Source organism: Pseudoalteromonas marina (assembly GCF_000238335.3).
Classification (GTDB): domain Bacteria; phylum Pseudomonadota; class Gammaproteobacteria; order Enterobacterales; family Alteromonadaceae; genus Pseudoalteromonas; species Pseudoalteromonas marina.
In genome coordinates this window covers 26999-50225 of the sequence record NZ_AHCB03000010.1, presented here as the reverse complement: position 1 = coordinate 50225, position 23227 = coordinate 26999, and the positions used below count along the sequence as shown (strand labels likewise).

General features: G+C 39.6%; 18 protein-coding genes. 15 read left to right on the top strand and 3 right to left on the bottom strand.

Annotated elements, in window-relative coordinates; genetic code table 11:
* The 11 genes from ubiB to mdoH all read left to right on the top strand — a co-directional run bounded on the left by ubiB (position 1) and on the right by mdoH (position 13875).
* Complete coding sequence (gene ubiB / locus PMAN_RS14640; protein WP_010558073.1) at positions 1–1602, top strand: ubiquinone biosynthesis regulatory protein kinase UbiB; 1602 nt, start codon at positions 1–3, stop codon at positions 1600–1602.
* Between the two features lie 80 nt (positions 1603–1682).
* Complete coding sequence (tatA, locus tag PMAN_RS14635) at positions 1683–1922, top strand: Sec-independent protein translocase subunit TatA (RefSeq protein WP_033035675.1); 240 nt, start codon at positions 1683–1685, stop codon at positions 1920–1922.
* A 5-nt stretch (positions 1923–1927) separates the two neighbouring features.
* Positions 1928–2260 (top strand): Sec-independent protein translocase protein TatB, encoded by a 333-nt coding sequence (gene tatB, locus PMAN_RS14630; RefSeq protein WP_010558075.1) that lies wholly within the window; start codon positions 1928–1930, stop codon positions 2258–2260.
* A gap of 48 nt (positions 2261–2308) precedes the next feature.
* Positions 2309–3049 (top strand): twin-arginine translocase subunit TatC, encoded by a 741-nt coding sequence (tatC, locus tag PMAN_RS14625; RefSeq protein WP_010558076.1) that lies wholly within the window; start codon positions 2309–2311, stop codon positions 3047–3049.
* Between the two features lies 1 nt (position 3050).
* Positions 3051–3551 carry a hypothetical protein gene (locus tag PMAN_RS14620; RefSeq protein WP_006793858.1) on the top strand — a complete coding sequence of 167 codons (501 nt, stop codon included), beginning with the start codon at positions 3051–3053 and terminating at the stop codon, positions 3549–3551.
* On the top strand, positions 3551–4336 hold the full coding sequence (locus PMAN_RS14615; protein ID WP_010558077.1) for a TatD family hydrolase: 786 nt from the start codon (positions 3551–3553) through the stop codon (positions 4334–4336). Before PMAN_RS14620 ends, PMAN_RS14615 begins: the two co-directional genes overlap by 1 nt.
* Positions 4336–6189: a sensor domain-containing diguanylate cyclase gene (locus PMAN_RS14610; RefSeq protein ID WP_010558078.1), complete on the top strand. Its 1854-nt coding sequence runs from the start codon at positions 4336–4338 to the stop codon at positions 6187–6189. Before PMAN_RS14615 ends, PMAN_RS14610 begins: the two co-directional genes overlap by 1 nt.
* A gap of 12 nt (positions 6190–6201) precedes the next feature.
* Positions 6202–7212: a porphobilinogen synthase gene (gene hemB / locus PMAN_RS14605; RefSeq protein ID WP_010558079.1), complete on the top strand. Its 1011-nt coding sequence runs from the start codon at positions 6202–6204 to the stop codon at positions 7210–7212.
* A 130-nt stretch (positions 7213–7342) separates the two neighbouring features.
* Positions 7343–10069, top strand: coding sequence for an ExeM/NucH family extracellular endonuclease (locus PMAN_RS14600; protein ID WP_010558080.1), 2727 nt, complete (start codon positions 7343–7345; stop codon positions 10067–10069).
* Between the two features lie 253 nt (positions 10070–10322).
* Positions 10323–11942: an OpgD/OpgG family glucan biosynthesis protein gene (locus PMAN_RS14595; protein WP_010558081.1), complete on the top strand. Its 1620-nt coding sequence runs from the start codon at positions 10323–10325 to the stop codon at positions 11940–11942.
* Positions 11914–13875: a glucans biosynthesis glucosyltransferase MdoH gene (gene mdoH, locus PMAN_RS14590; RefSeq protein WP_010558082.1), complete on the top strand. Its 1962-nt coding sequence runs from the start codon at positions 11914–11916 to the stop codon at positions 13873–13875. Before PMAN_RS14595 ends, mdoH begins: the two co-directional genes overlap by 29 nt.
* Positions 13876–14022: 147 nt before the next feature.
* On the opposite strand, the gene fusA is transcribed toward mdoH, so the two are convergent.
* Positions 14023–16107: an elongation factor G gene (fusA, locus tag PMAN_RS14585; RefSeq protein ID WP_010558083.1), complete on the bottom strand. Its 2085-nt coding sequence runs from the start codon at positions 16105–16107 to the stop codon at positions 14023–14025.
* A gap of 503 nt (positions 16108–16610) precedes the next feature.
* On the opposite strand from fusA, the gene PMAN_RS14580 reads away from it, so the two are divergent.
* The gene (locus PMAN_RS14580; RefSeq protein ID WP_010558084.1) at positions 16611–19589 is read left to right on the top strand and encodes a DUF3857 domain-containing transglutaminase family protein; all 2979 of its coding nucleotides are present in this window, start codon (positions 16611–16613) and stop codon (positions 19587–19589) included.
* A 375-nt stretch (positions 19590–19964) separates the two neighbouring features.
* On the opposite strand, the gene ylqF is transcribed toward PMAN_RS14580, so the two are convergent.
* Positions 19965–20909 (bottom strand): ribosome biogenesis GTPase YlqF, encoded by a 945-nt coding sequence (ylqF, locus tag PMAN_RS14575; RefSeq protein ID WP_010558085.1) that lies wholly within the window; start codon positions 20907–20909, stop codon positions 19965–19967.
* Positions 20910–21000: 91 nt separating this feature from the next.
* Here ylqF and PMAN_RS14570 point away from each other — a divergent pair, with 91 nt between their 5' ends.
* Together PMAN_RS14570 and PMAN_RS14565 are read left to right on the top strand one after the other, a co-directional pair.
* Complete coding sequence (locus tag PMAN_RS14570) at positions 21001–21537, top strand: YaeQ family protein (protein WP_033025232.1); 537 nt, start codon at positions 21001–21003, stop codon at positions 21535–21537.
* A 22-nt stretch (positions 21538–21559) separates the two neighbouring features.
* Positions 21560–22165 carry a PGAP1-like alpha/beta domain-containing protein gene (locus PMAN_RS14565; protein WP_010558086.1) on the top strand — a complete coding sequence of 202 codons (606 nt, stop codon included), beginning with the start codon at positions 21560–21562 and terminating at the stop codon, positions 22163–22165.
* Here the strand turns inward: PMAN_RS14565 and PMAN_RS14560 are convergent.
* Complete coding sequence (locus tag PMAN_RS14560; RefSeq protein WP_010558087.1) at positions 22162–22371, bottom strand: hypothetical protein; 210 nt, start codon at positions 22369–22371, stop codon at positions 22162–22164. The two genes, PMAN_RS14565 and PMAN_RS14560, sit on opposite strands and share 4 nt — an antisense overlap.
* 322 nt (positions 22372–22693) lie before the next feature.
* On the opposite strand from PMAN_RS14560, the gene PMAN_RS14555 reads away from it, so the two are divergent.
* Complete coding sequence (locus tag PMAN_RS14555) at positions 22694–23167, top strand: Dps family protein (protein ID WP_010558088.1); 474 nt, start codon at positions 22694–22696, stop codon at positions 23165–23167.
* The last annotated feature ends 60 nt before the right edge of the window (positions 23168–23227 follow it).

The window sequence follows — 23227 nt, the reverse complement described above, 5'->3', positions numbered from 1 at the left end:
GTGTCTTCTTCACGATTGTATTACATCACTAAAACATTACTTAGCTATGGTTTAGACGAATTAGTGCCTAAAAGTAAAACCCCTTGGTTTGCAAAAATTGCCAGAGGGTGTTTATTTTGGCTACGAAATCAGCATAAAGAAAAACCTGCAGGACTGCGCCTACGTTTAGCATTACAAGAGCTAGGACCTGTATGGATTAAATTTGGCCAAATGCTGTCAACACGTCGCGATCTACTTCCTCACGATATCGCGCAAGAGCTTGCCTTTTTGCAAGACCAAGTTCAGCCTTTTGAAGGTGAATTGGCGCAACAAATTATAGAAAATGCACTCGATATTAATAACATTAGCGAGCTGTTTAGTGAATTTTCACAGACGCCATTGGCATCTGCATCAATAGCACAAGTGCATACTGCAACACTAGTTGACAACGATAATATTGAGCAAGATGTTGTTATTAAAGTAATTCGCCCAAACATCCATGAACAAATAAATGCAGACTTAGCATTAATGGAAAAGCTTGCTCAGGTGCTTGCTAATGTTCATAACGAATCAAAACGCTTGCGCCCTGTTGAAGTAGTAAAAGAGTATAAAAAAACACTGCTTGATGAATTAGACCTAATGCGTGAAGGTGCCAATGGCATTCAATTAAAACGTAATTTTGATGATTCAGATGCACTCTATATCCCTACTGTTTACAGTGATTACAGCCGAAGCAACGTGTTAGTGATGGAGCGTATTTACGGTATACCCGTGTCAGATACCGAGTCGTTAATAGCGCAAAATACAAATATGAAATTGCTTGCAGAACGTGGTGTAGAAGTGTTTTTTACACAAGTATTCAGAGATAGTTTTTTTCATGCAGACATGCATCCCGGTAATATTTTTGTATCTCGCGAGCATCCTGAAAACCCTAAATATATTGGTATTGATTGCGGTATTGTTGGTACCTTAAGTAAAGAAGATAAGCGCTATTTAGCAGAAAACTTTATTGCCTTTTTTAATCGCGACTATCGTCAAGTAGCCCAACTGCATGTTGACTCTGGCTGGGTTCCTGAAGATACCAGTATCGAAGAGTTTGAATTTGCTATTCGCACTGTTTGCGAACCTATTTTTAATAAGCCACTTGCTGAAATATCATTTGGGCATGTACTGGTAAATTTATTTAACACCGCGCGTCGATTTAATATGCAGGTGCAACCACAATTGGTGCTACTTCAAAAAACATTACTCTATGTTGAAGGGCTGGGAAGACAGCTTTATCCTCAACTAGATTTATGGAAAACGGCTAAACCCTTCTTAGAGCAGTGGGTTAAAGAACAAGTAGGGCCGTTATCTGTCTTAAAACAAATGTATGCAAACCTACCATTCTGGGCTGAAAAAATGCCTGAGTTACCTGACTTGATTTATCAAAACTTAAAGCGCCCAGTGCGCACCCACGCAGTTGTAAAGCCAGTTTCTCATAAAGCGTTAGTGCTTAGCTTGTTAGGGAGTGCTACTTTGGTAGTGTCTGCACTGTGTTATTTGCAACATGATTTAATTGCTGCAGGCGTTACAGCAACCTGTTCTGCCGCGTGTTTTATTGCTGCTTGGCGACACGCATAAACAAAGTGCTATTTACGGTTTAGAGCGTATAATTAGTATTTAAAATATACATTTAATCATTTTATTATTTGGAGAGAACCATGGGATTGGGCGGCATTAGTATTTGGCAATTATTGATTGTTTTAGCAATCATTGTACTTCTTTTTGGTACTAAAAAATTACGCGGCATGGGGGGTGACTTAGGCGGTGCTGTTAAGGGGTTTAAAAAAGCAATGTCGGATGAAAAACCAACTGAAACAGACTCCCCTGAACAAATTCAAACGTCACAAAAAACGACGACTACTGATACCGAAAAAACAAAAGACACCGATAAGGCTTAATTAACATGGGCATGTGGGAGTTAGTTGTTGTTTTTATTGTAGGGCTTGTTGTATTAGGGCCTGAACGCTTACCCGTTGCAATAAGAACGGTTAGTCGCTGGGTTAAAACTGTTAAATCTCTTGCTAATTCAGTTAAAGCTGAAGTGAGTGAAGAATTGCGCGTACACGAGCTCCACGAAAACCTAAAAAAAGCTGAGCAACAAAACCTACAAGATTTAAGCCCTGAATTACAAAGCTCATTAAGTGAGCTAAAACAGGCTGCAGAATCAGTAACTCACAGCTATAAAAAACAGCCACAAGAATCAGAACCTAACCAACAAATTGATGAAAAAAAGTGAATTTAATTTACCTTTCTATGGTCAACTTACTAAATGGTATAAATAAAAATGGTTGAGGAAGTAAAATCGGGGTTTGTAGCTCATTTAATAGAGCTGCGTGACAGGCTTATAAAATCACTGTTGAGTATTTTAGTTATTTTTATTGCAATAGTGTATTTTGCAAACGATATATACGCGTTTGTTGCGCAGCCGTTAGTCTCTCATTTACCAAGCAGTGCAACCATGATTGCAACCGATGTCACAGCCCCCTTCTTTGCCCCATTTAAGCTGACTTTATTTGTTGCATTATTTGCGTCTATACCTTGGATATTGCATCAAATTTGGGGGTTTATAGCGCCGGGATTATATCAGCATGAAAAGAAAATGCTGATGCCTATTCTTGCTTCCAGTATTTTACTATTTTATGGCGGTATCGCTTTTTGTTATTTTGTAGTGCTACCCATTATTTTAGGTTTTTTTACCAATACGGGTCCTGAAATGATGACCCTAGCGCCAGATATAAGTAGTTATTTAGGGTTTGTATTAAAGCTGTTTTTTGCGTTTGGCGTCGCATTTGAAATTCCAGTTGCTATTATGCTTTTGTGCTGGAGTGGTGCAACGACAACAACGAGCTTAAAAGAAAAGCGCCCTTATATTGTGGTGGGTGTTTTTGTTGTGGCGATGTTTTTAACGCCGCCCGATGTTTTATCGCAGACATTATTAGCATTTCCGATGTTGCTTTTGTTTGAATTAGGTTTAATTTTAGCGAAGTTTTACACTGCTAAACCACGAGAAGAAGTTGAGGAATAAAATGAAAAAACAAATACTCTCACTACTGGTTATATTGAGCGCACCTGCATTTTCTGCGCAATCAGACATTAATACTCAAGCGCTAAAAGCGTGTAGCTTTATCGAAAATGACTTTAACCGTCTGTTGTGTTACGATAATACAATGGCGGGTAAACCACTTACACAATCAACAGTAACCCAAAAAGTTAAAGCGCCAACAACAGCCACCAATGTTCCTGTTGTTGCAGTTGAAGCGCCAAAGGATGACTTTGGTTTAGAGCACAAAAAAGACCGAGCAGAAAAAGACAGTGAAATAAAAGCAGCGGTCACATCTGTTGACAAAGCCCCCTATGGCGAGCTGATCATCACTTTGGATAACAACCAAAAATGGCGCCAAGTTGGTTCTGATAGCATGCGTTTGAAAAAGTCTGATGCTGTAACCATTACCCGCGGTGCATTTAACTCATTTTTATTACGAAAAGATGGTCAAAACCGTTCTATTCGCGTCAAACGAACTAAGTAATGCCTTACACACTGGTTGATGCTGGCGTTAACTTAGCAAACCATCAGTTTGATGGTGAGCATTCAGATATCATCTCCCGCGCTCAAAGCGCGGGTGTCGAAAAAATGCTGCTTATTGGTTGCGACATCTCATCAAGTGAGCAATCTTTAGCACTTGCTAAAAGCTTTCACTTGTTTTCAACCGCCGGTATTCACCCACATGATGCCAAAACAGCAACTGATTCATTAGAAGACCAATTAACACTGCTTGCCACTCAACCTCAGGTTGTTGCTATTGGTGAATGCGGGCTTGATTATAACCGTGATTTTTCGCCTCGAAGTGTTCAACGTAGCGTATTGAGACGCCAACTTGCACTAGCCGAAAAGTTAAATTTACCGGTTTATTTGCATGAGCGTGATGCGAGTGATGACATGATCAATATTCTTACTGAGTTCAATGTTCGCGGTGTGCTTCACTGCTTTACAGGAGATGAAATCGCACTCAAAAGTTATTTAGCATTAGGCCTATACATTGGTATCACAGGGTGGGTTTGTGATGAAAGACGCGGACAAGCATTGCAAGCTTTAGCCCCAAGCATTCCCTTAGACCGCTTACTTATAGAAACTGATGCGCCTTTTTTAATTCCACGCACCGTTAAACCAAAGCCAAAGTCGCGAAGAAATGAGCCTGCACTATTAACGCATGTCTGCCAAACACTTGCTGAGCTGTATCAAATAGATGCAAAGAGTGTGGCGAAGCAAACAACAGATAACTTTTATACTGTTTTTGGTTTAGAAGCCCGTTAATGAACAGTTTAAAGGCTGCTATTTGCCTACTTATAGTGCTTTTCACTTTTAAAAGCTTTGCGTCTACCGTAGAAATAAATTCAGATTTTTCATCCCATATCGTTACAAATCTCACTTATTCTTTTGAGCCTTCATCGATAGAAACAGCTTTACAACTTGAGCCTAATAAATGGCATTCGGTTAACACCAAACTGTTAAATTTTGGCCTAGAAAGCCGCCCTGTTTGGGTTACGTTTGAAATAAATAACACGTTAAATAATCGCTTTAGTCCATTAATTTTAATAGACAATCCATTTTTAAATGAAGTTCAGCTGTTTCACTTGAGAAATGCACAAATACTGTCAGAAATGCGGCTAGGTGATTCATTCTCACTTGACGAACGTACTATAAAGAGTGAGTTTTTGTTAACTAAATTAACGCTTCCAGCAAGCTCCTCCACTCGGGTTATTCTCAAAGTTAGTAACCCATCAGGTTTACGTATCCCTATCAGTTTATGGCAACAAGATGTTTATTTAACTCAAAAAGAGGGGTTTAACCTAGTTTATGGGTTAATGGTCGGCTTTTTAGCAGCATTGGCATTAAGCTGTATATTTTTGTATGGATTTACTCGAAAGCGCTATTTTGCACTAGCGGGAGCGATCACTTTCACGCTAGGGCTTTTTTTAGCGTACCTTGGCGGCTTTGGATTTCGTTACTTGCACCCAAATACTCCCACAATCCAACAAGTAATAATGCCAATATTACTTATTTTAATCGCGCTGTTGTTTTTCCCTCTTCAACAACAAATGTGCAAGCCTCACGCTCAAAAAATTATACGTGTGCAAAAATTAATAACAAAATTGCTGGCTGCCTCTCTATTATTTATTTGGCTACTTCCTAACTGGTTGGTCACTGCATATTGCCTAATATTAACCCCTCTTGTTTTAAGTCTGTACTTTTTAACAACCTACTTATCTTCTCGCTCCCACCCTTCAAAATCTATAAATGCATTATTACTAGCTTTAGGCTTTTTTAATGCAGTAACGGTTTATTTTATTATAACCGTGATGGGATGGTACACCTTTGAAACGATGGGGTTGGTCATTATATCGGTGTTATTTTTTAGTTGTACATTTTGCTTGTGTTATGCAGTTATGAAGCAATTTATAACTGAACGAGATGAGCAGATAATCGAACAGCAAACTGTGATTGCAGAAAGTACGGCTCAAGACACACTGTTAAAAGAGCGGCTCGCACTTCAAGAAGAAGCTCAGTACGAACTTGAATCACAAGTAGATGAGCGCACGTTTGAACTACAAGTAACACTTAGAGAACTTGAAGAAAAAAACAGAGAGCTTGAACAGCTAAATACAGAAGATGCGCTAACAGGCGCTAAAAACCGCCGCTTTTTTGATAAGAAACTGGTAATGGAACTTCGTCGTTCACGAAGAGAACAAACACCGCTAAGTATTATTATGATTGATATCGATCACTTTAAAACAATTAACGATACCTACGGACACTTAAGCGGTGATAACGTTATAAAAGCAACTGCTGATATTATCAAACGCTTTTTGAAACGACCGCTGGATGAGGTCGCTCGCTATGGCGGTGAGGAGTTTGTAATTTTACTCCCTAACACTGCAAACCAAGGCGCTTTTGATATAGCAGAACAAATACGACTAGATATATACCAAAACCCAGTCATTGTTGCTGGTGCTGAGGTTAAATTTACGATTAGTGCCGGTGTCTATACATTTATTGCTGATGATATAAATACCCCTGAGTTATTCACGGAATGCGCAGATAAAGCACTTTATAGCGCTAAACAACAAGGTCGTAACCAAGTTGTTAATTTTGAAACTATACAATAGGAGCATAGTAATATGGCCCAATCTGGACTAGACCTTTTCCCATATACTCGTATGCGCAGAATGCGCCGCGATGACTTTTCTCGTCGTCTAATGGCCGAAAACCACCTTAGCGTAAATGACCTTATTTACCCTGTTTTTGTACTAGAAGGTAAAAATCGCCGAGAAGTCATCGAATCTATGCCTGGAATTGAACGTTTATCGATTGATTTTTTGCTTGAAGAAGCAAAAGAGCTTGTAGATTTAGGTGTACCTGCCGTGGCTATTTTTCCGGTAACTCCTGGTGACAAAAAATCCCTGATGGCTGAAGAAGCCTTTAATGAAGATGGCTTAGCACAACGTACTGTGCGCGCTTTAAAAGAAGCTTTTCCTGAGCTTGGGGTTATTACCGATGTAGCCCTTGACCCATTTACTACTCATGGTCAAGACGGCATTATTGATGATAAAGGTTATGTAATTAATGACATAACCACTGAAATTCTTGTTAAGCAGGCGCTTTCGCACGCCGAGGCAGGCGCAGATGTAGTTGCGCCATCTGACATGATGGATGGTCGTATTGGCGCTATTCGCGAAGCACTTGAAGCAGATGGCCATATTCATACACGTATTATGGCTTACTCAGCTAAATATGCGTCTAGCTACTACGGGCCTTTTAGAGATGCTGTAGGCTCTGCAGGTAACTTAAAAGGGGCCGATAAGAAAACCTATCAAATGGATCCTGCCAACTCAGATGAAGCAATTAGAGAAGTCGCGCTTGATTTACAAGAAGGTGCCGACATGGTGATGGTTAAACCCGGTATGCCCTACCTTGATATTGTCCGCCGCGTTAAAGACGAATTTGGTGTACCTACTTTCGCATATCAGGTTAGTGGAGAATACGCAATGCACAAAGCAGCGATTGATAACGGTTGGCTGAGCGAAGAAGCCACAATTATGGAGTCTTTACTCGCTTTTAAGCGCGCAGGGGCTGATGGCATATTAACCTATTTCGCTAAGCAAGCCGCGCAATACCTCACTAAAAAGTAAGTAATTGATAAAAAGGCGGTAAAACCGCCTTTTCGTTTACATTCATTAACATAATTGTATTATTTTTGTCATTTAGATTCTCTAAACTGGTGTCCCATTTTGGGATTTAAATACACGGGAATAATAAAAAATGTTAAAAACAAAAATAACGCCACTGGCGCTTGTACTAGCAGGTCTTAGTGCACCAGCGTCCGCTGATCTAATCATTTCTGAATATATTGAAGGTAGCAGTAATAATAAAGCCATTGAACTTTATAATAATGCTGATACCGAGATTTCTCTTGAAGGCTATGTTTTAGGACTTTATTCAAATGGTAGCAGTTCAGTTGGTAACTCGATTGATTTAACAGGTACATTAGCCGCTAATACTACCTACATAATTTCAAATCCGGGTGCAACAGCCGACATACTGGACATTGCAGATACAACTAGCACTGTGACTTACTACAACGGTGATGATGCCCTTGTTTTAACTAAAGACGGCGTGATTGTTGATAGCTTTGGCCAAGTGGGGGTTGATCCTGGGTCATTTTGGTCCGATGCTACGGCACAAACACAAAACAAAACGTTACGCCGTAAGCTAAGCATAACGTCAGGTCGCACCGATTCAACTGCTGAGTTTTTACCAAGTGAAGAGTGGGAACAGTTTGATATTGATACCTTTGACGGTCTCGGTTCTCATGCGGGTAATGGTGGCGGAACAGAACCTGAACCAGATCCAATTGATCCAATCGTATGTGCTGCAGACAAAACGCTAATTAGTGCTATTCAAGGCGAAGGAAACGAAAGCCCACTAGTTGACACACTAGTAGAACTAGAGGGTATTGTTACTGCCGACTTCCAAGGTGATGATGAACTTAAAGGTTTCTTTGTAACCTCTCTTGCCGCTGATGAAGATACAAACCCACTAACTTCTGAAGGTGTATTTGTTTACTTTGCAGATACAGATGTAAACGTTGGCGATCACGTACGTGTTCAAGGTACAGTTGATGAATACTTCGATTCAACGCAAATATCTGATGTTGTTCAAGTTGCGGTATGTGCAACGGGTCAATCAGTAAATGCCACTAAAATTTCTTTACCTTTAGCAAGCCAAGATGATTTAGAAGCCTTTGAAGGAATGCTGGTTACTTTAGACCAAGAGTTAGTTGTAACAAATAACTTTGGTTTAGGCCGTTACGGTGAAGTTGAGCTTGCAACAGAACGTTTATACCAAGGCACACAAGTTGCTATGCCTGGCGATGCAGCTAACGCAGTTGAAGTAGAAAACTTAACTAAAAAAATCTTAGTTGATGACGGTTCAACTGTTCAAAACTCAGATCCTACTGCTTACCCAACCCCAGGTTTATCAGCAGAAAACACATTACGTACAGGCGATAGTGTGAACAGCGTAACAGGCGCATTAGCGTATAGCTTCAGCACATACCGTATTCACCCAACAGTTGCACCGCAATTTATTGCAACTAACCCACGTGAAGACGCACCGGAACTAAATCCTGAAGCAGACCTGCGAGTTGCAAGCTTTAACGTTTTAAACTACTTCAACGGTGACGGCCAAGGTGCTGGTTTCCCAACTAGCCGCGGTGCTGACTCACTTGAAGAGTTGGTTCGCCAAGAAGCTAAGTTAGTAAGTGCAATTAGCGCAATGCAAGCTGACGTTGTTGGTTTAATGGAAATTGAAAACGATGGCTTTGGTGAGTTTAGTGCAATTGCAAGTTTAGTAAACGCACTAAATGATGCTGACAGTGCTAACGAATATGCTTTTGTAGACTTTAACGTTAACCAAGTTGGTACTGATGCAATTACGACAGCACTTATTTACCGCGCAAACAAAGTTGAAGAAGTAGGGTCTGCTGCTATTACTACCGCAGCACCATTTGATTTCAGCAACCGTACACCTATCGCACAAAGCTTTAAATCGTTAGAGTCGCAAGAAGTATTTACTGTTGCTGTAGCGCACTTAAAATCAAAAGGCGGTTGTGGTAGTGCAAGTGGCGCTAATGAAGATCAAAACGATGGTCAAGCATGTTGGAATGAAATCCGTACAGAAGGTGCAAGCGCATTTGCTGATTGGTTAGACAGCAAACCAACAGGTGTAGACGACGAAGATATTATCTTAGTGGGTGATATGAACGCCTACGCGATGGAAGATCCAATTCGCAAATTTGACGAAAAAGGCTACAAAAATGTTGTTGCTGAGCTTGATGGTAATACATTAGCTTACTCTTACAGCTTCTCAGGCCGCGCTGGTAGCCTTGACCATGCTGTGGCGACTGAGTCTTTACTTAGTAAAGTAGTGGCTGCTAAAGATTGGCACATTAATGCCGATGAGCCTATCGTACTTGATTACAATGTAGAGTTTAAGAGCGAAGGGCATCAGTCTACTCTTTACTCAGAAAGTGCATACCGCGCGTCTGATCATGACCCTGTGATTGTTGATATCAAATCTGAAGTTGTGCTTACACCAGAAGAACAGACTCCTGTGGTTGCCCCAGATCAAGTATTCTCTATTGATGAAAACAGCGCTGTAGGTACTGTTATTGGCATGCTTGATTACTCAGATCCTAACCCTGAAGATTCACCTGTTGTTAAATTTATCGTGTCTGAAAACGATAGTGTGTCAATTAATGATCAAGGTCAGCTAATTGTTGCTGGTGAAATTGATTATGAATTTGAAAACCGCATTACGTTTACTGTACAAGTTGAAGATAGCGTTGGTAATGTATCAAAAGCTGAAAAAGTTGCTGTGAAGGTAAATAACTTGCGTTCAGATGATGATAACGATGCTGGCTCATTGCTTTGGTTATCTCTTCTTTTAGCACCACTTTCTATAGTGCGTCGCTTTAAAAAGAAATAATTAGCTTAAAGTAAGAAATAAAAAGCCGCATTCGCGGCTTTTTTTATTCCTCTGTAAAAATAATTCAGACAAGCTTCAGCTATCCCCCCTTAATATCTTTTGCGTTAGGTAGTTCATTTTTTATTAAATGTAACTTTACAAACCTCGTAACTTCAGTACTTAACATCAAATTCATAGATTAATTTAGGCTTACCCATTAAGTAAAAAAATCACTTTTAAATGTGACCTAGCCGTTTTCATAAAGGAAGAAAAAATGAAGCAACTTATCAAATTAACAACAAGATGGCAGTCTCATACTAAATCGATTTTGGGTTTATTTATTGCACTTTCAACATTTGCAGTTAGTAACCAAGCATTAGCAAGTACCACCAAAGCCTCTATTTCACAAAGTAGTTTATTTGATGTTATCAGCGCACGTGCAAAAAAATTAGCCAGTGAAGACTATAAGGCGCCAAACAATATTGAACTTGATGCACTAAATAACATTAATTATCAGGATTACCGCTCCATTCGTTTTAAGCAAGATCAAGCTGTTTGGAAAGATGATGGTTTGTATGAATTACAGCTATTTCATCCTGGTTTTTTATACAAAACACCGGTGACAATAAATACTGTTGATAGCGACTCAAAACACAGCAGACTTCCCTTTAATACTGACTTTTATAATTACGATGGAACGGCTGCACCGCTAAAAGATGAGTTAACTAAAAGCACAACCAATACACAGCTTGGCCATGCAGGTTTTAGGCTTCACTACCCTTTAAATACTAATACTTATAAAGATGAGATTATGGTGTTTCAAGGTGCTTCTTATTTTCGTGTTGTAGGTCCAAACCAAGTTTATGGCCTTTCAGCTCGCGGATTAGCAATTGATACAGCGCTTGCATCTGGCGAAGAGTTCCCTATGTTTAAAGAGTTTTGGCTAGTAAAGCCAACAGCAGAACAAACTAGCATTGTACTGTTTGCATTACTTGATAGCCCATCAGTATCTGGCGCTTATAAATTTAATATTGACCCTACTACCAACACAACCGTTAAAATAGACATGCAAATATTTGCCCGTAAAGACGTGAAAAAGTTAGGCATCGCACCACTAACGAGCATGTTTTATCATGGTGAAAATAGCACAAAATTTTTTGATGATTATCGTCCCGAGGTGCATGACTCTGATGGTTTGTTAACTCAATCACAGGATGACAAGTGGGTATGGCGCCCACTGAATAATCCATCGCAACTGAGTGTTACGTCATTTGCGTACGAAAACCCGAAAGGTTTTGGGCTTGCGCAGCGCGACCGTGACTTTAATAACTATTTTGATATAGAAGCACATTACCATGATCGCCCAAGCCTATGGATTGAACCTCAGGGTGAATGGGGCAATGGCCGTGTTGAGCTAGTAGAAATTCCAACAGATACCGAAACAAACGACAACATTGTTAGCTACTGGGTACCAGAAAACCCCTTCAAAGCAGGTGATTCATTAAAACTTAGCTACAAAATGAGTACGTTTAATAGCAGTTTAAACAAACATGAAAAAGCACATGTAGTTCGTACTCGTATCGGCAGCGCGGCATTGCCCGGTGAAGATAACCCGCCACCACAAAGTCATCGTCAATTCACTGTTGATTTTTCAGGCCCTGCTCTAAATGCTCTCTCTGAACAACTTAAGTTAAATGCAGATATTCAGCTTACTACGGGTGAAGTAAGTGATGTATCCGTTCAAAAGCTGCCTGAAGGGTACGGCTGGCGTGTTGCTTTTAAAATTGCACCACAAGACGACAACCCCGTCGATATGCGCTTATCGTTAAAACTACGTGACAAAGACATTAGTGAGGTATGGAGCTATGTTTGGTATCCAAATGACATCAAGTAAGCAAGAAAAGGGAACGACAATGCCATTTAAAACAGCTCGTGTATGGCTTTTTGCAATTGCCGCTATATTCATATCAGGCTATGGCATATCAATCATGTTCGACATACTTAACTCAAACGGCATGACGTTGCTTGAGTATGCACTGCTTGTCTTATTTTCTATTACATTTGCATGGATAGTGACGGCATTTTGTAGTGGCACAATAGGGTTTGTATTACAGCTATTTCGTATCGATCCACTTACCTTAAAGCGCATAAAACCAATCGCGATTCACGCCCAAGCTATTGCTAAGCAAAAAACAGCGGTTGTAATGCCTATTTACAACGAAGACACCCACCGTGTAATTGCTGGTTTTGAAGTAAGTCTAGCGTCGCTTAAAGAGACCGGACAGCTCGAACACTTTGATTTTTACTTACTAAGCGATACACAAGACCCGCAGATAGCCGAGAATGAACTCAATGCATGGCACGCACTGTGTGAACGCTTAGGAGATACTGCCAAACATATTTTTTATCGCCGCCGTGAAGACAATAAACACCGCAAAGTAGGCAACCTAACGGATTTTTGTGAACGCTGGGGTAGTAAATACGATCATATGATTGTACTCGATGCAGACAGTATAATGACTGGCAAGTGTATGCTTGAGCTAACAACTAGCATGCTAAATAACCCACAAGCAGGTCTTATTCAGACAATCCCTATTCCGGTTCGCCAAGATACTTTTTTTGGTCGCTTTTTACAATTCGCATCGGTACTCTACAGCCCCATGCTAGCTACTGGCTCTGCTTTTTGGCAAACCGATCAAGCTAACTACTGGGGACATAACGCAATCATAAGGGTCGATGCCTTTATTAAATGTTGTGGTTTGCCAACATTAAAGGGGAATGCGCCCTTTGGTGGTGAAATTCTCAGCCACGACTTTGTTGAAGCTTCTTTACTTCACTCAGCAGATTGGGATGTATTGTTGTTATCTGAAATTGAAGGTAGCTATGAAGAAGTTCCAAGCAATATATTAGACTACGCAATTCGTGATAGGCGCTGGGTACAAGGCAATATTCAACACCTTGGTTTATTGTCATCAAATAAATTAAAGCTTATGAGTAAGTTTCATTTTTTACTGGGTGCCACAGCATATATATCGTCGCTTATTTGGCTATCAATGCTCGCATTAAGTACTATTGATGCAGTTACCCGCGCATTAAACAGTGATGTCTATTTTAATCGTGCTTATCAGTTATTCCCTACATGGCAAATAGCTAAAACAGATTTAATTGACTCATTACTTTATTTAACCATTATTATTTTATTAATGCCTAAGTTAATGGGGGTCATTGTTACCCTAGTTCACAGAAATAAGCGTTTTGGTGGATCAATTAAACTTATAGCTGGTTCAGTTATTGAAACTTTATTTGCCGTTATTGTGGCACCACTAATGATGGTTTTTCATGCTTACTTTGTAGTATGTGTATTTTTAGGTAAAAAAGTAACGTGGGATGCTCAACCGCGAGAAGGCCGTATGGTGTCGTGGAAAGAAGCCTTTGGCTATACACTATTTTCAACCGTAGTTGCAGTTGTTTGGGGCGGGGTTGCTTATTACTTTACCCCTGTATTTTTCTGGTGGTTATCACCTATTTTACTAGGGCTGATACTTGCAGCTCCCATTGTTCGTTACTCGAGTAGTATTAAGTTTGGTGTAGCGCTCAGAAAACTAGGTATATTTATATGCCCTAGTGAAGTCGATAACAACAAAACACTCGCTGCACTTAAAGTACATTTACAAACAGTATCAGTACCAAGCAAAGGGCAATACCCTGAAGCTTTGCCAGCACTACCTGCAGAGCAATTAACAACAATGCCAGTACAACGCTTTCATCGTGTTCGTAAGCTAAAAATCAAAACCCTCAAAGCAAAGTTAATTAGAAAGTTTAATTAACCGTACCATCACACTAAAAAGGAGCACTTAGTGCTCCTTTTTATGTTTAAAATATATGCTATCTATAGATTAAACAGAAGCTAGAAAATTTTTAACCAATAAAAAACCCGCAACATGTGCGGGTTTTTTTAGAGTTTAAAAGGCTAATTACTTAGCAGCTTTTTTCTCTTTCTCTGCAGCGATTACCGTTTCAGATACGTTAGCTGGACAAGGTGCGTAGTGTGAGAACTCCATAGAGAACTGACCACGACCTGATGTCATAGTACGTAGTGAACCGATGTAACCAAACATTTCTGATAACGGTACGTCAGCTTTAATGCGAACGCCAGTTAAACCAGCTTCTTGGTCGCTTAGCATACCACGACGACGGTTAAGGTCACCGATTACGTCACCAACGTGATCTTCTGGAGTGAACACGTCAACTTTCATGATTGGCTCAAGAAGTTGTGCGCCCGCTTTAGGGATCGATTGACGGAAAGCGCCTTTAGCAGCGATTTCGAATGCAATTGCAGATGAATCCACGGCGTGGAAGCCACCGTCGAAAAGTTCTACTTCAACGTCAAGTACAGGGAAACCAGCTAGCACACCCTCTTGCATCATTGATTTAAAGCCTTTCTCAACTGCAGGCCAGAATTCTTTAGGTACGTTACCACCAACAACTGATGATGTGAACGTGAAGCCTGAACCCACTTCGCCTGGCTTGATACGGTAATCAATTTTACCGAACTGACCAGAACCACCAGATTGTTTCTTATGCGTGTAGCTATCTTCGATTTCACGAGTGATAGTTTCACGGTAAGCAACCTGTGGTTGACCAACAATAAGGTCTACACCGTAAGTACGCTTAAGGATATCTACTTTGATATCTAAGTGAAGCTCACCCATACCTTTAAGGATAGTTTCGCCTGAATCTTCATCAGTCTCAACTTGGAAAGATGGATCTTCTGCAACCATTTTACCGATAGCAACACCCATTTTCTCATTACCGCCTTTATCTTTAGGCTGTACAGCAATCGAGATTACTGGAGTTGGGAATACCATTGGTTCAAGTGTTACTGGGTGCTTAGGATCACAAAGAGTGTGACCAGTTTGCACGTTCTTCATACCTACGATTGCAATGATGTCACCAGCTTGTGCGCTAGTTAACTCTTTACGCTCGTCAGCTTGCATTTCTACCATGCGGCCAACACGTTCTGTTTTACCAGTAAACGCATTAAGGATAGTGTCACCCTTGTTAAGCTTACCAGAGTAGATACGTACGAATGTTAATGCACCAAAGCGGTCATCCATGATTTTAAATGCAAGCGCTTTGAAAGGTTCGTCTGCAGAAACAATTGCAAACTCGCCGTTTTCATTACCTTCTTCGTCCATAAGAGGTTGAGGATCAACTTCTGTAGGAGCCGGTAAGTAATCAACAACAGCATCAAGTACTAGTTGAACACCTTTGTTTTTAAATGCAGAACCACAGAACGTTGGGAAGAACGCAAGGTCACGAGTACCTTTACGGATACAACGTTTGATATCTTCAACAGAAGGTACTTCACCTTCCATGTACGCTTCCATTAGGTCATCGTCTTGCTCTACAGCAGTTTCGATAAGCATTTCATGGTATTCTTCAGTTTTTTCTACCATGTCTGCAGGAACGTCTGTGATTTCGTAGTTTTCAGGAAGACCAGTGTCATCCCAAACGTATGCTTTTTTCTCTAATACGTCTACAACACCAACAAAATCATCTTCAATACCGATTGGTAAAGTCATGATTAATGGTACTGCACCAAGTACTTTACGTACTTGCTCAGTTACACGGTAAAAATCAGCACCCATACGGTCTAATTTATTTACGAAAATAATACGTGCAACTTCTGATTCGTTCGCGTAGCGCCAGTTAGTTTCTGATTGTGGCTCAACACCACCAGAACCACAGAATACACCAACACCGCCATCTAATACTTTAAGTGAACGGTAAACTTCAACTGTGAAGTCAACGTGTCCAGGAGTATCGATAACGTTGAAACGGTGATCTTTCCAGAAACAGCTTACTGCCGCAGACTGGATAGTAATACCGCGCTCAGCTTCTTGATCCATGAAATCGGTAGTAGATTCACCATCATGAACCTCACCTGTTTTGTGGATAGTACCTGTAAGCTTCAGGATACGCTCAGTAGTCGTGGTTTTACCCGCATCAACGTGCGCGAAAATACCAATGTTTCTGTACTTCGATAAATCTGCCATTATTTTACTCTTAATAAAGTCGATAAATTATTCGGCGGGAGTATAGCATTACTTAAAGCGAACATCACCATAGAAGTCGCTTAAAATGCAATCAATTCACTATATTTTTTTTGCAAAGAGAATATATTAACGGTACAACACGCTGTTTATTATATAAACCAATAAAAACGTTAGGCTTTATTTCATAAACACTGCATTTTAAATAATGCTTTTTAATTTTGTATCGGTAACTTAAAAGGCCTTATTGATATCGAGCATATTGTTATGTTTAATAATTTTTACTGCAGCTGCGCCCTTTAAGGTATAAATAAATAGTCGTAAATTCTTTCATAAACACATTGAAGAAAGGTTTATTTAATTGAAGTTAAAGCAGGCGAGTATTTAAAAATAACGCATTACTAAAGCTCTTCACGATTCAATCTGTATGATAATATCGATTAAAAATAGGCCACTATATAAACCTATAAGTGGTATGCATTAATAACAAATAATAAGAATTAAAAATGAAACGGACATTTCTTTACCCTATTTATTGGCTACTAACATGTGTTTTATTTCTATGTAATGCACCAGCTTATGCTACGCAATATAAAATAGATGCACCTGGTAATTGGGTCACCCTACATGACGTAAAACAGCCCCAAAAAAGTGATATGGCAAAAGTGCGCGATGGCACACTATACCTATTACTCGACAACCAAACTTATGTTCCTGAACGTCAAAAGCAACAACGATACACACGCCTAGTAATGCAAGCACTTAATCAAAGTGGCGTTGACTATATAAGCCAGTTAAGCCTCGATTTTGACCCAAGCTATCAGACCCTAACATTGCACACACTCTCCATAATTAGAGATGGTAAGCACATAGATAAGCTTTCAACTGCAAGGTTATCTGTTATCCAGAGCGAGCCTGAATTAGCTGATAAAATTTATAACGGAAGGCTTTCTTTAAATATCATTGTTGACGATATGCGAAGCGGAGATATGCTCGATTATAGCTACAGTGTTACCGGCAGTAATCCTATCTATGCCAATAAATTTAGTACTCGGCGCACACTAAGGTGGTCAGTGCCCGTAGTGCAACAGTATATGCGTGTTTTATGGGGTAAAAAAACACCTCTTAATATAAAAACCATAAATGGCACTGCCGAAACAAAACAGACTGAAAACCAATACGGTACGGACTACTCTATATCAGAGTTCGAAGCCCCTTTACTCACGCAAGACTCTGAAACACCCACCTGGTACAACCCATACATGCAAGTTTATCTCTCTGAATATAATAGTTGGGACGAAGTTGTTAATTGGGCATTACCACTTTATGAGTCAGCAATCGAAACACCCAGTAGTATTAACGCCATAGCGCAATCTATACAGGCACAACATACCAATACAGCCGATAGGATTGCCGCAGCATTACGCTTTAGCCAAGACGAAATACGCTATTTAGGTTTAGAAATGGGCACCAATTCTCATCAGCCAACACCTGCCTCAGAAACGCTATCTCTACGGTATGGTGACTGTAAAGATAAAACAACTCTACTCATTTCATTATTAAAAGCGATGAAAATAGAGGCATACCCTGCTCTTGTAGATACAGAAGAAACGAAGCGCTTAATAGAACTACCGGCCACAGCAAGCGTATTTAACCACGTAATTGTAACTCTTGAGTACAAAGGCAAACGCTATTGGCTGGATCCAACCATTAGTTATCAACGAGGTACACTTCCCTATTTAGCGCAGCCCGATTACGGATATGCACTTATTATAAAAAATGGCGAAAATACATTAACGCCTATGGCACAAACTCCTGTGCATAAAAAGGTAACAGTAAACGATCAATTTTATATTCCTAAAACAGTAAAAGAACCGGTCCTATTTACTACCGAATATTCTTATGCCGAGTTTCAGGCTATTAATCGCAGAAGTAATTTAGCGCGCAACGGGCTAGACAGCGTTGCAAAATCATACCTTGAATACTACCAAGGTTTTTTTGACGAGCTCAAAATCGATAAACCCATGGCGGTAAGTGAGGACCAACAAACAGGTCAGTTTATCACTAGCGAGTCGTACCTTATTAGCCAATTTTGGGAAAAAACCAGTGACGGATATGAAGCTGATTTTTACGCCTCTGAAATACAAAACAGTGTTTACGAGCCAAAGCAAACTAATCGCACAGACCCACTTTATTTTGAATACCCCAATATAATTGACACCAGCATAAAACTTCATTTTACTGAAAAAAACTGGGCGTTTGACAATAGCCAAGACGAGATTGATAACGACTACTTTTATTTAAAAACATCCGTTAGCTTTAATGATAATATTTTAACGCTGAGCTATCACTTTTACGCAAAGAAAGACCATATTCCCGCTGATAAAATCAGCGACTACCTAGCGCAACGAAACAAACTTATTTCAGCCACGCACTACTCAATTTTAAAGTACGCAAACACAACTGAGGCGCCTCAAACAACGGCCGACATACTCGATAACCTTGGAGGTAACTGGCTTAAATACGCACTTGCCGGTTACCTTTTATTATTTATTTTCTTTATTGCAGACTGGCGACTCGAGTCGGCAAAGCGCCCTACTTTTGAAAATACCCCATTTTACGCTGTATCGGTCAGCAAGTTTATTATTTACAGCATTTTAAGCTTAGGTATTTATATTAACTATTGGTGCTACCGTAACTTTAAAGCTATAAAGCAGCACAGCAATGCCAATATAATGCCTATTGCTCGCGGTATTTTCGCCATTTTATGGTATTACCCCCTTTATCAAGCACTGAAGCAACACAGTGAATTGCAATCAAGTAAAAGTAAAATAATCCCAAGCTGGGGGGCTGCTGTTTTATTTTTATTAGTACTTGCAACCACATTGGTTTACCGCATGGAAGAATACGCCACTATCGCATTGCTGGTTATGCCTTTTCTATGGCTTCCATTAGTGAGTTACATAGAGCACGCAAACACCAACCAAAAAGCTTTGCATTACAATTCTTACTGGCGAGTCAGACAGTGCTTTATGTCTCTGGCGCTTTCGCCAATATTACTCTTCGGTGTACTTCAAGAAGCTAATATTTTACCTGGTAGCGCTATAATAAAAGGCGAAAAGTTATGGGCTTATCAAACTCACTTTTTAAAACGTAACCGCCTAACACCAGAAAATGAAGACGTTCTCTATTTTTATAGTGATGCCATGTTTGACTATCGAGACGATGGAAACGGAATAACTGATAATTATATTTTTAGCTACTATAAAAACGATGCTGGAAAGCTTGACTCAGACCTTAGTCACTTTAATGACATTGATAAAATAGAAACCTCATACGGTAAAACTGAACTAGATAACACCACTATTAAAGTAATAAAAACAGATGGAAGTGATTTTTTACTTATTGTTAGCAGGTTTAATAAGCTCGATGAAGTGCTAGTTGATAAAATAAATTTACGCTTAAGTGAAAATAAAAAAGAGTAGTTATTTAACGCTAACATACCGATTTAAAAGAGAATAAAAAACGCGCACCAAGATAATGATAATTATTTGCATTTGAGTGTTGACAGATACTTAGATCTAATTGATAATCACTATCAACAAGGCAGAACATACAGCTTTGTAACGGAATGAATAACTTGTTTCTCGACCCTGAAACAACGTGTGGCGCACGTTAACAGCTATGGTTACTTGTTATTAACCGCAACGCCCCTTGATGTTGATGATAAGTAACCGCCCTACTATTTTACTTGCTACATTGCTCATATCGGTGACGGTAGATATGAAACTAAAAAAGCCCTTACGGGCTTTTTTTATGTCTGAAATTTAGTGAGCAACATACTCACATAAGCTCACAATTTAACGGCGGTTTTTTCGTGCACGTGCACGGCGCTGTTTTTTCTCTTCTTCTTTAGCTGCTTTTTTAGCTTCTGCAGCGGCGCGTAATCCGGCAACCATTATTTCTTCTTCTTCACGCATGGCTGGTGTTTCCATGGTAATGCGACCAATAATGCCATCTCGAAGTTCGTTAATGAGTATTTCAGACATTTTATACGTGTCTATTTGATTACCACCACGAATACAACCACGCTTTTTACCCGCCATTTCCACAAATTCCCAATCGCTTTCTGGCAATTCGTTTAACTTATAGCGCGCTTTTAGTAGTTCAGGATAAGCATGCAGTAGATATTCAGCGGTGTAACTAGCAACTTCTTCGTACTCAAGTGCAGTGTCGCGTATTGCACCCGTTGCACCTAAACGATAACCTGAATTCTCGTTCTCTACTTTTGGCCAAAGCATGCCTGGCGTATCGTATAGCATAATGCCGTCTTCAAGCTTAATGCGCTGCTGCGCCTTGGTAACCGCAGGTTCATTACCCGTTTTTGCCACTATACGACCAGCTAATACATTAATTAATGTAGATTTACCCACGTTTGGAATACCCATGATCATGGCTTTTATTTGCTTATCGGCACCCACTTTATGCGGCACTAACTTTTTACAAAGCTCATTAATACGGTGTACTTCAGCGGCCTTATCATGACCAAACGCAATGGCTTTAACACCACTTTCTTGCTCAAAGTAGTCTTTCCATACTTGAGTCATTTTAGGATCAGCTAAATCAGCCTTATTTAAAATTTTGATGACCGGTTTGCCTTCACGAAGGGTTGTCACCATTGGATTTTCGCTACTATAAGGAATGCGTGCGTCAAGCACTTCAATGATCACATCCATTTGTGGCATTATTTCTTTAATTTCATTTCGGGCTTTATTCATGTGCCCAGGGAACCACTGGATAGCCATTTTTAACTCCTAACGTATATTTAAGCGCTATTTTAACTGGCAATTCATTTAATTGCGCTATACTGGCGAAAATATTTTTAGATTAGTTGTTATGGCTCTTAAATCAACCATTATGAAGGCACAATTATCGCTTAGCGATATGGATCGCCATGTTTATCAAGATACAAGTTTAACTCTGGCTCAGCATCCATCGGAAACTGACCAGCGGTTAATGATTCGCCTGCTCGCGTTTGCACTTAACTATTGTGATGGTTTAGAGTTTACCAAAGGGCTAAGTGCTGATGACGAGCCAGAGCTGTGGCACGTAAATTACAGTGAAGAAATAGAGCTTTGGATTGAGCTAGGCTTACCTGACGAAAAGCGCCTTAAAAAAGCCTGCAATAAATCTAAAAAAGTTATCCTTTATACCTACGGTGAAAACAACCAGGCTATATGGTGGCAAAAACACCAACCAAAATTGTACGAATTTAAAAATTTAAGTATTTTTAGTTTAGACTATGCAGCAACACAGGCACTTGCAGACCTAGTTGACCGCAACATACAGCTTACTGTCACCATTCAAGATGGTGAGGTATGGGTTAACACTGATAATACAAATATTGAGATAAAACCACAGCAATTAATGTAATTGCAGTTGCTTTAGGGGTTATATGAAAGTTAAACACGTTATTGTTTTACATGGCTTGTATATGTCTGGCTTTGTTATGCGCCCCCTTTGCTCTAGGTTAGAGAGCTCAGGCGTTAACGTGTTAAACCTTACATACAATACTCTTGACCCAAATCGTGATGCTATTTTTACACAAATAGATGAGTTTATTGGTAACGAACCAACAGCTTTAGTATGCCACTCTATGGGTGGGTTAGTAGCTAGAGCTTACTTAGAAGCTAACTCAAGCGCGAGCCAATTCGTTACAAAAGTAGTGACGCTTGGTACTCCGCATCAAGGCAGTCACATTGCACAAAAAATGAAACAAAAAGGGTTTGAAGCTTTTTTAAAAAATAGCGTTGAGTTTTTACTCACACAAAATGGTAACTGGCCATTTAAAGCAAAGCTTTATAGTATTGCTGGCGACCTACCAATCGGCTTAATGCCTCTTATTGTAAAGGGTAGCAAGTCAGACGGCACGGTTCTTCTTGATGAAACTAAACTAAAAGGTATGGCAGAACACAAAGTGTTTCACTTAAGCCATACCAGTATGATTTACTCACGTGAAGTGGTCGATTATATTTTAAAGTGTTTAGGCGAAGGCAGTTAATCTTCTGCTGCCTCAGCTATTTTATAACTTAGTAAAACAATAACCCCGAGCACCAACGGAATTGGCGCAGCTATATAACCAAACACGTCTGAGTTAGCGATACTTGCACCCGCTAGATGAGCTACTAAACCGAGCACAAATGCCACCAGCGCAATACATACCACAATTAACTCTGCTTTATTTTGTTTGACTGTTTTTGCATACATGTTCACTCTCCTAATTAATTCAACGCCATTATTATGCGCTTTCAAAAAGAGTGATTTTTGACCTAAATCAAAAAATAAATTAACAAATTTAATAACACCTTCTAGGCTTGTTTGAGATCATATTTTACCCAACAAACCACTTAAAAAATGAGGTGAATTTTAATAATTAGACCCCATGTCTATATAGCGAACAAAACTTATGTACCAGTCATTTAATAGGTTTTAACTATTAATTATATAGATATAAACAATTTTACTAATCTAACTAAAAAAGTAATACTTTACTCAAGTTAACAAACAAACGGTTCTTAAGGAGCAAGTTATGTCACAAGTAAATGCAATTGGTTTAAACAGCGCAAAAAGCGACGACATTGTAAAATCACTTAATACTCTACTGAGTAGCTACCAAATACAGTATATGAATGCTCGTGGTTTTCACTGGAACATCAAAGGCCGTAACTTTTTTGAATTACACGTTAAGTTTGAAGAAATTTATAACCTGTTACTTTTGAAAGTAGACGAGATTGCAGAGCGTATTTTAACGCTCGATGGCGCGCCGTTACATGCATTTTCAGATTACCTTGAAGTAAGTGAAATAAAAGAAGCAAAAGGCATAAGTGATGGTGTTACTGCCGTAGAAAATATATTAGCGGGCTACAGTACATTAATTAAAAAGCAACGTGAGATTTTAAACCAAGCAGGTGATGCAGGCGATGAAGGTACAGCATCATTAATGGGAGACTACATCTCTGAACAAGAAAAACTAGTTTGGATGCTAAAAGCTTACTTGGATTAAGCTAAACGTTATTCTGATTTTGAAAGCCTCAGCTACCACTGAGGCTTTTTTGTTTATTTA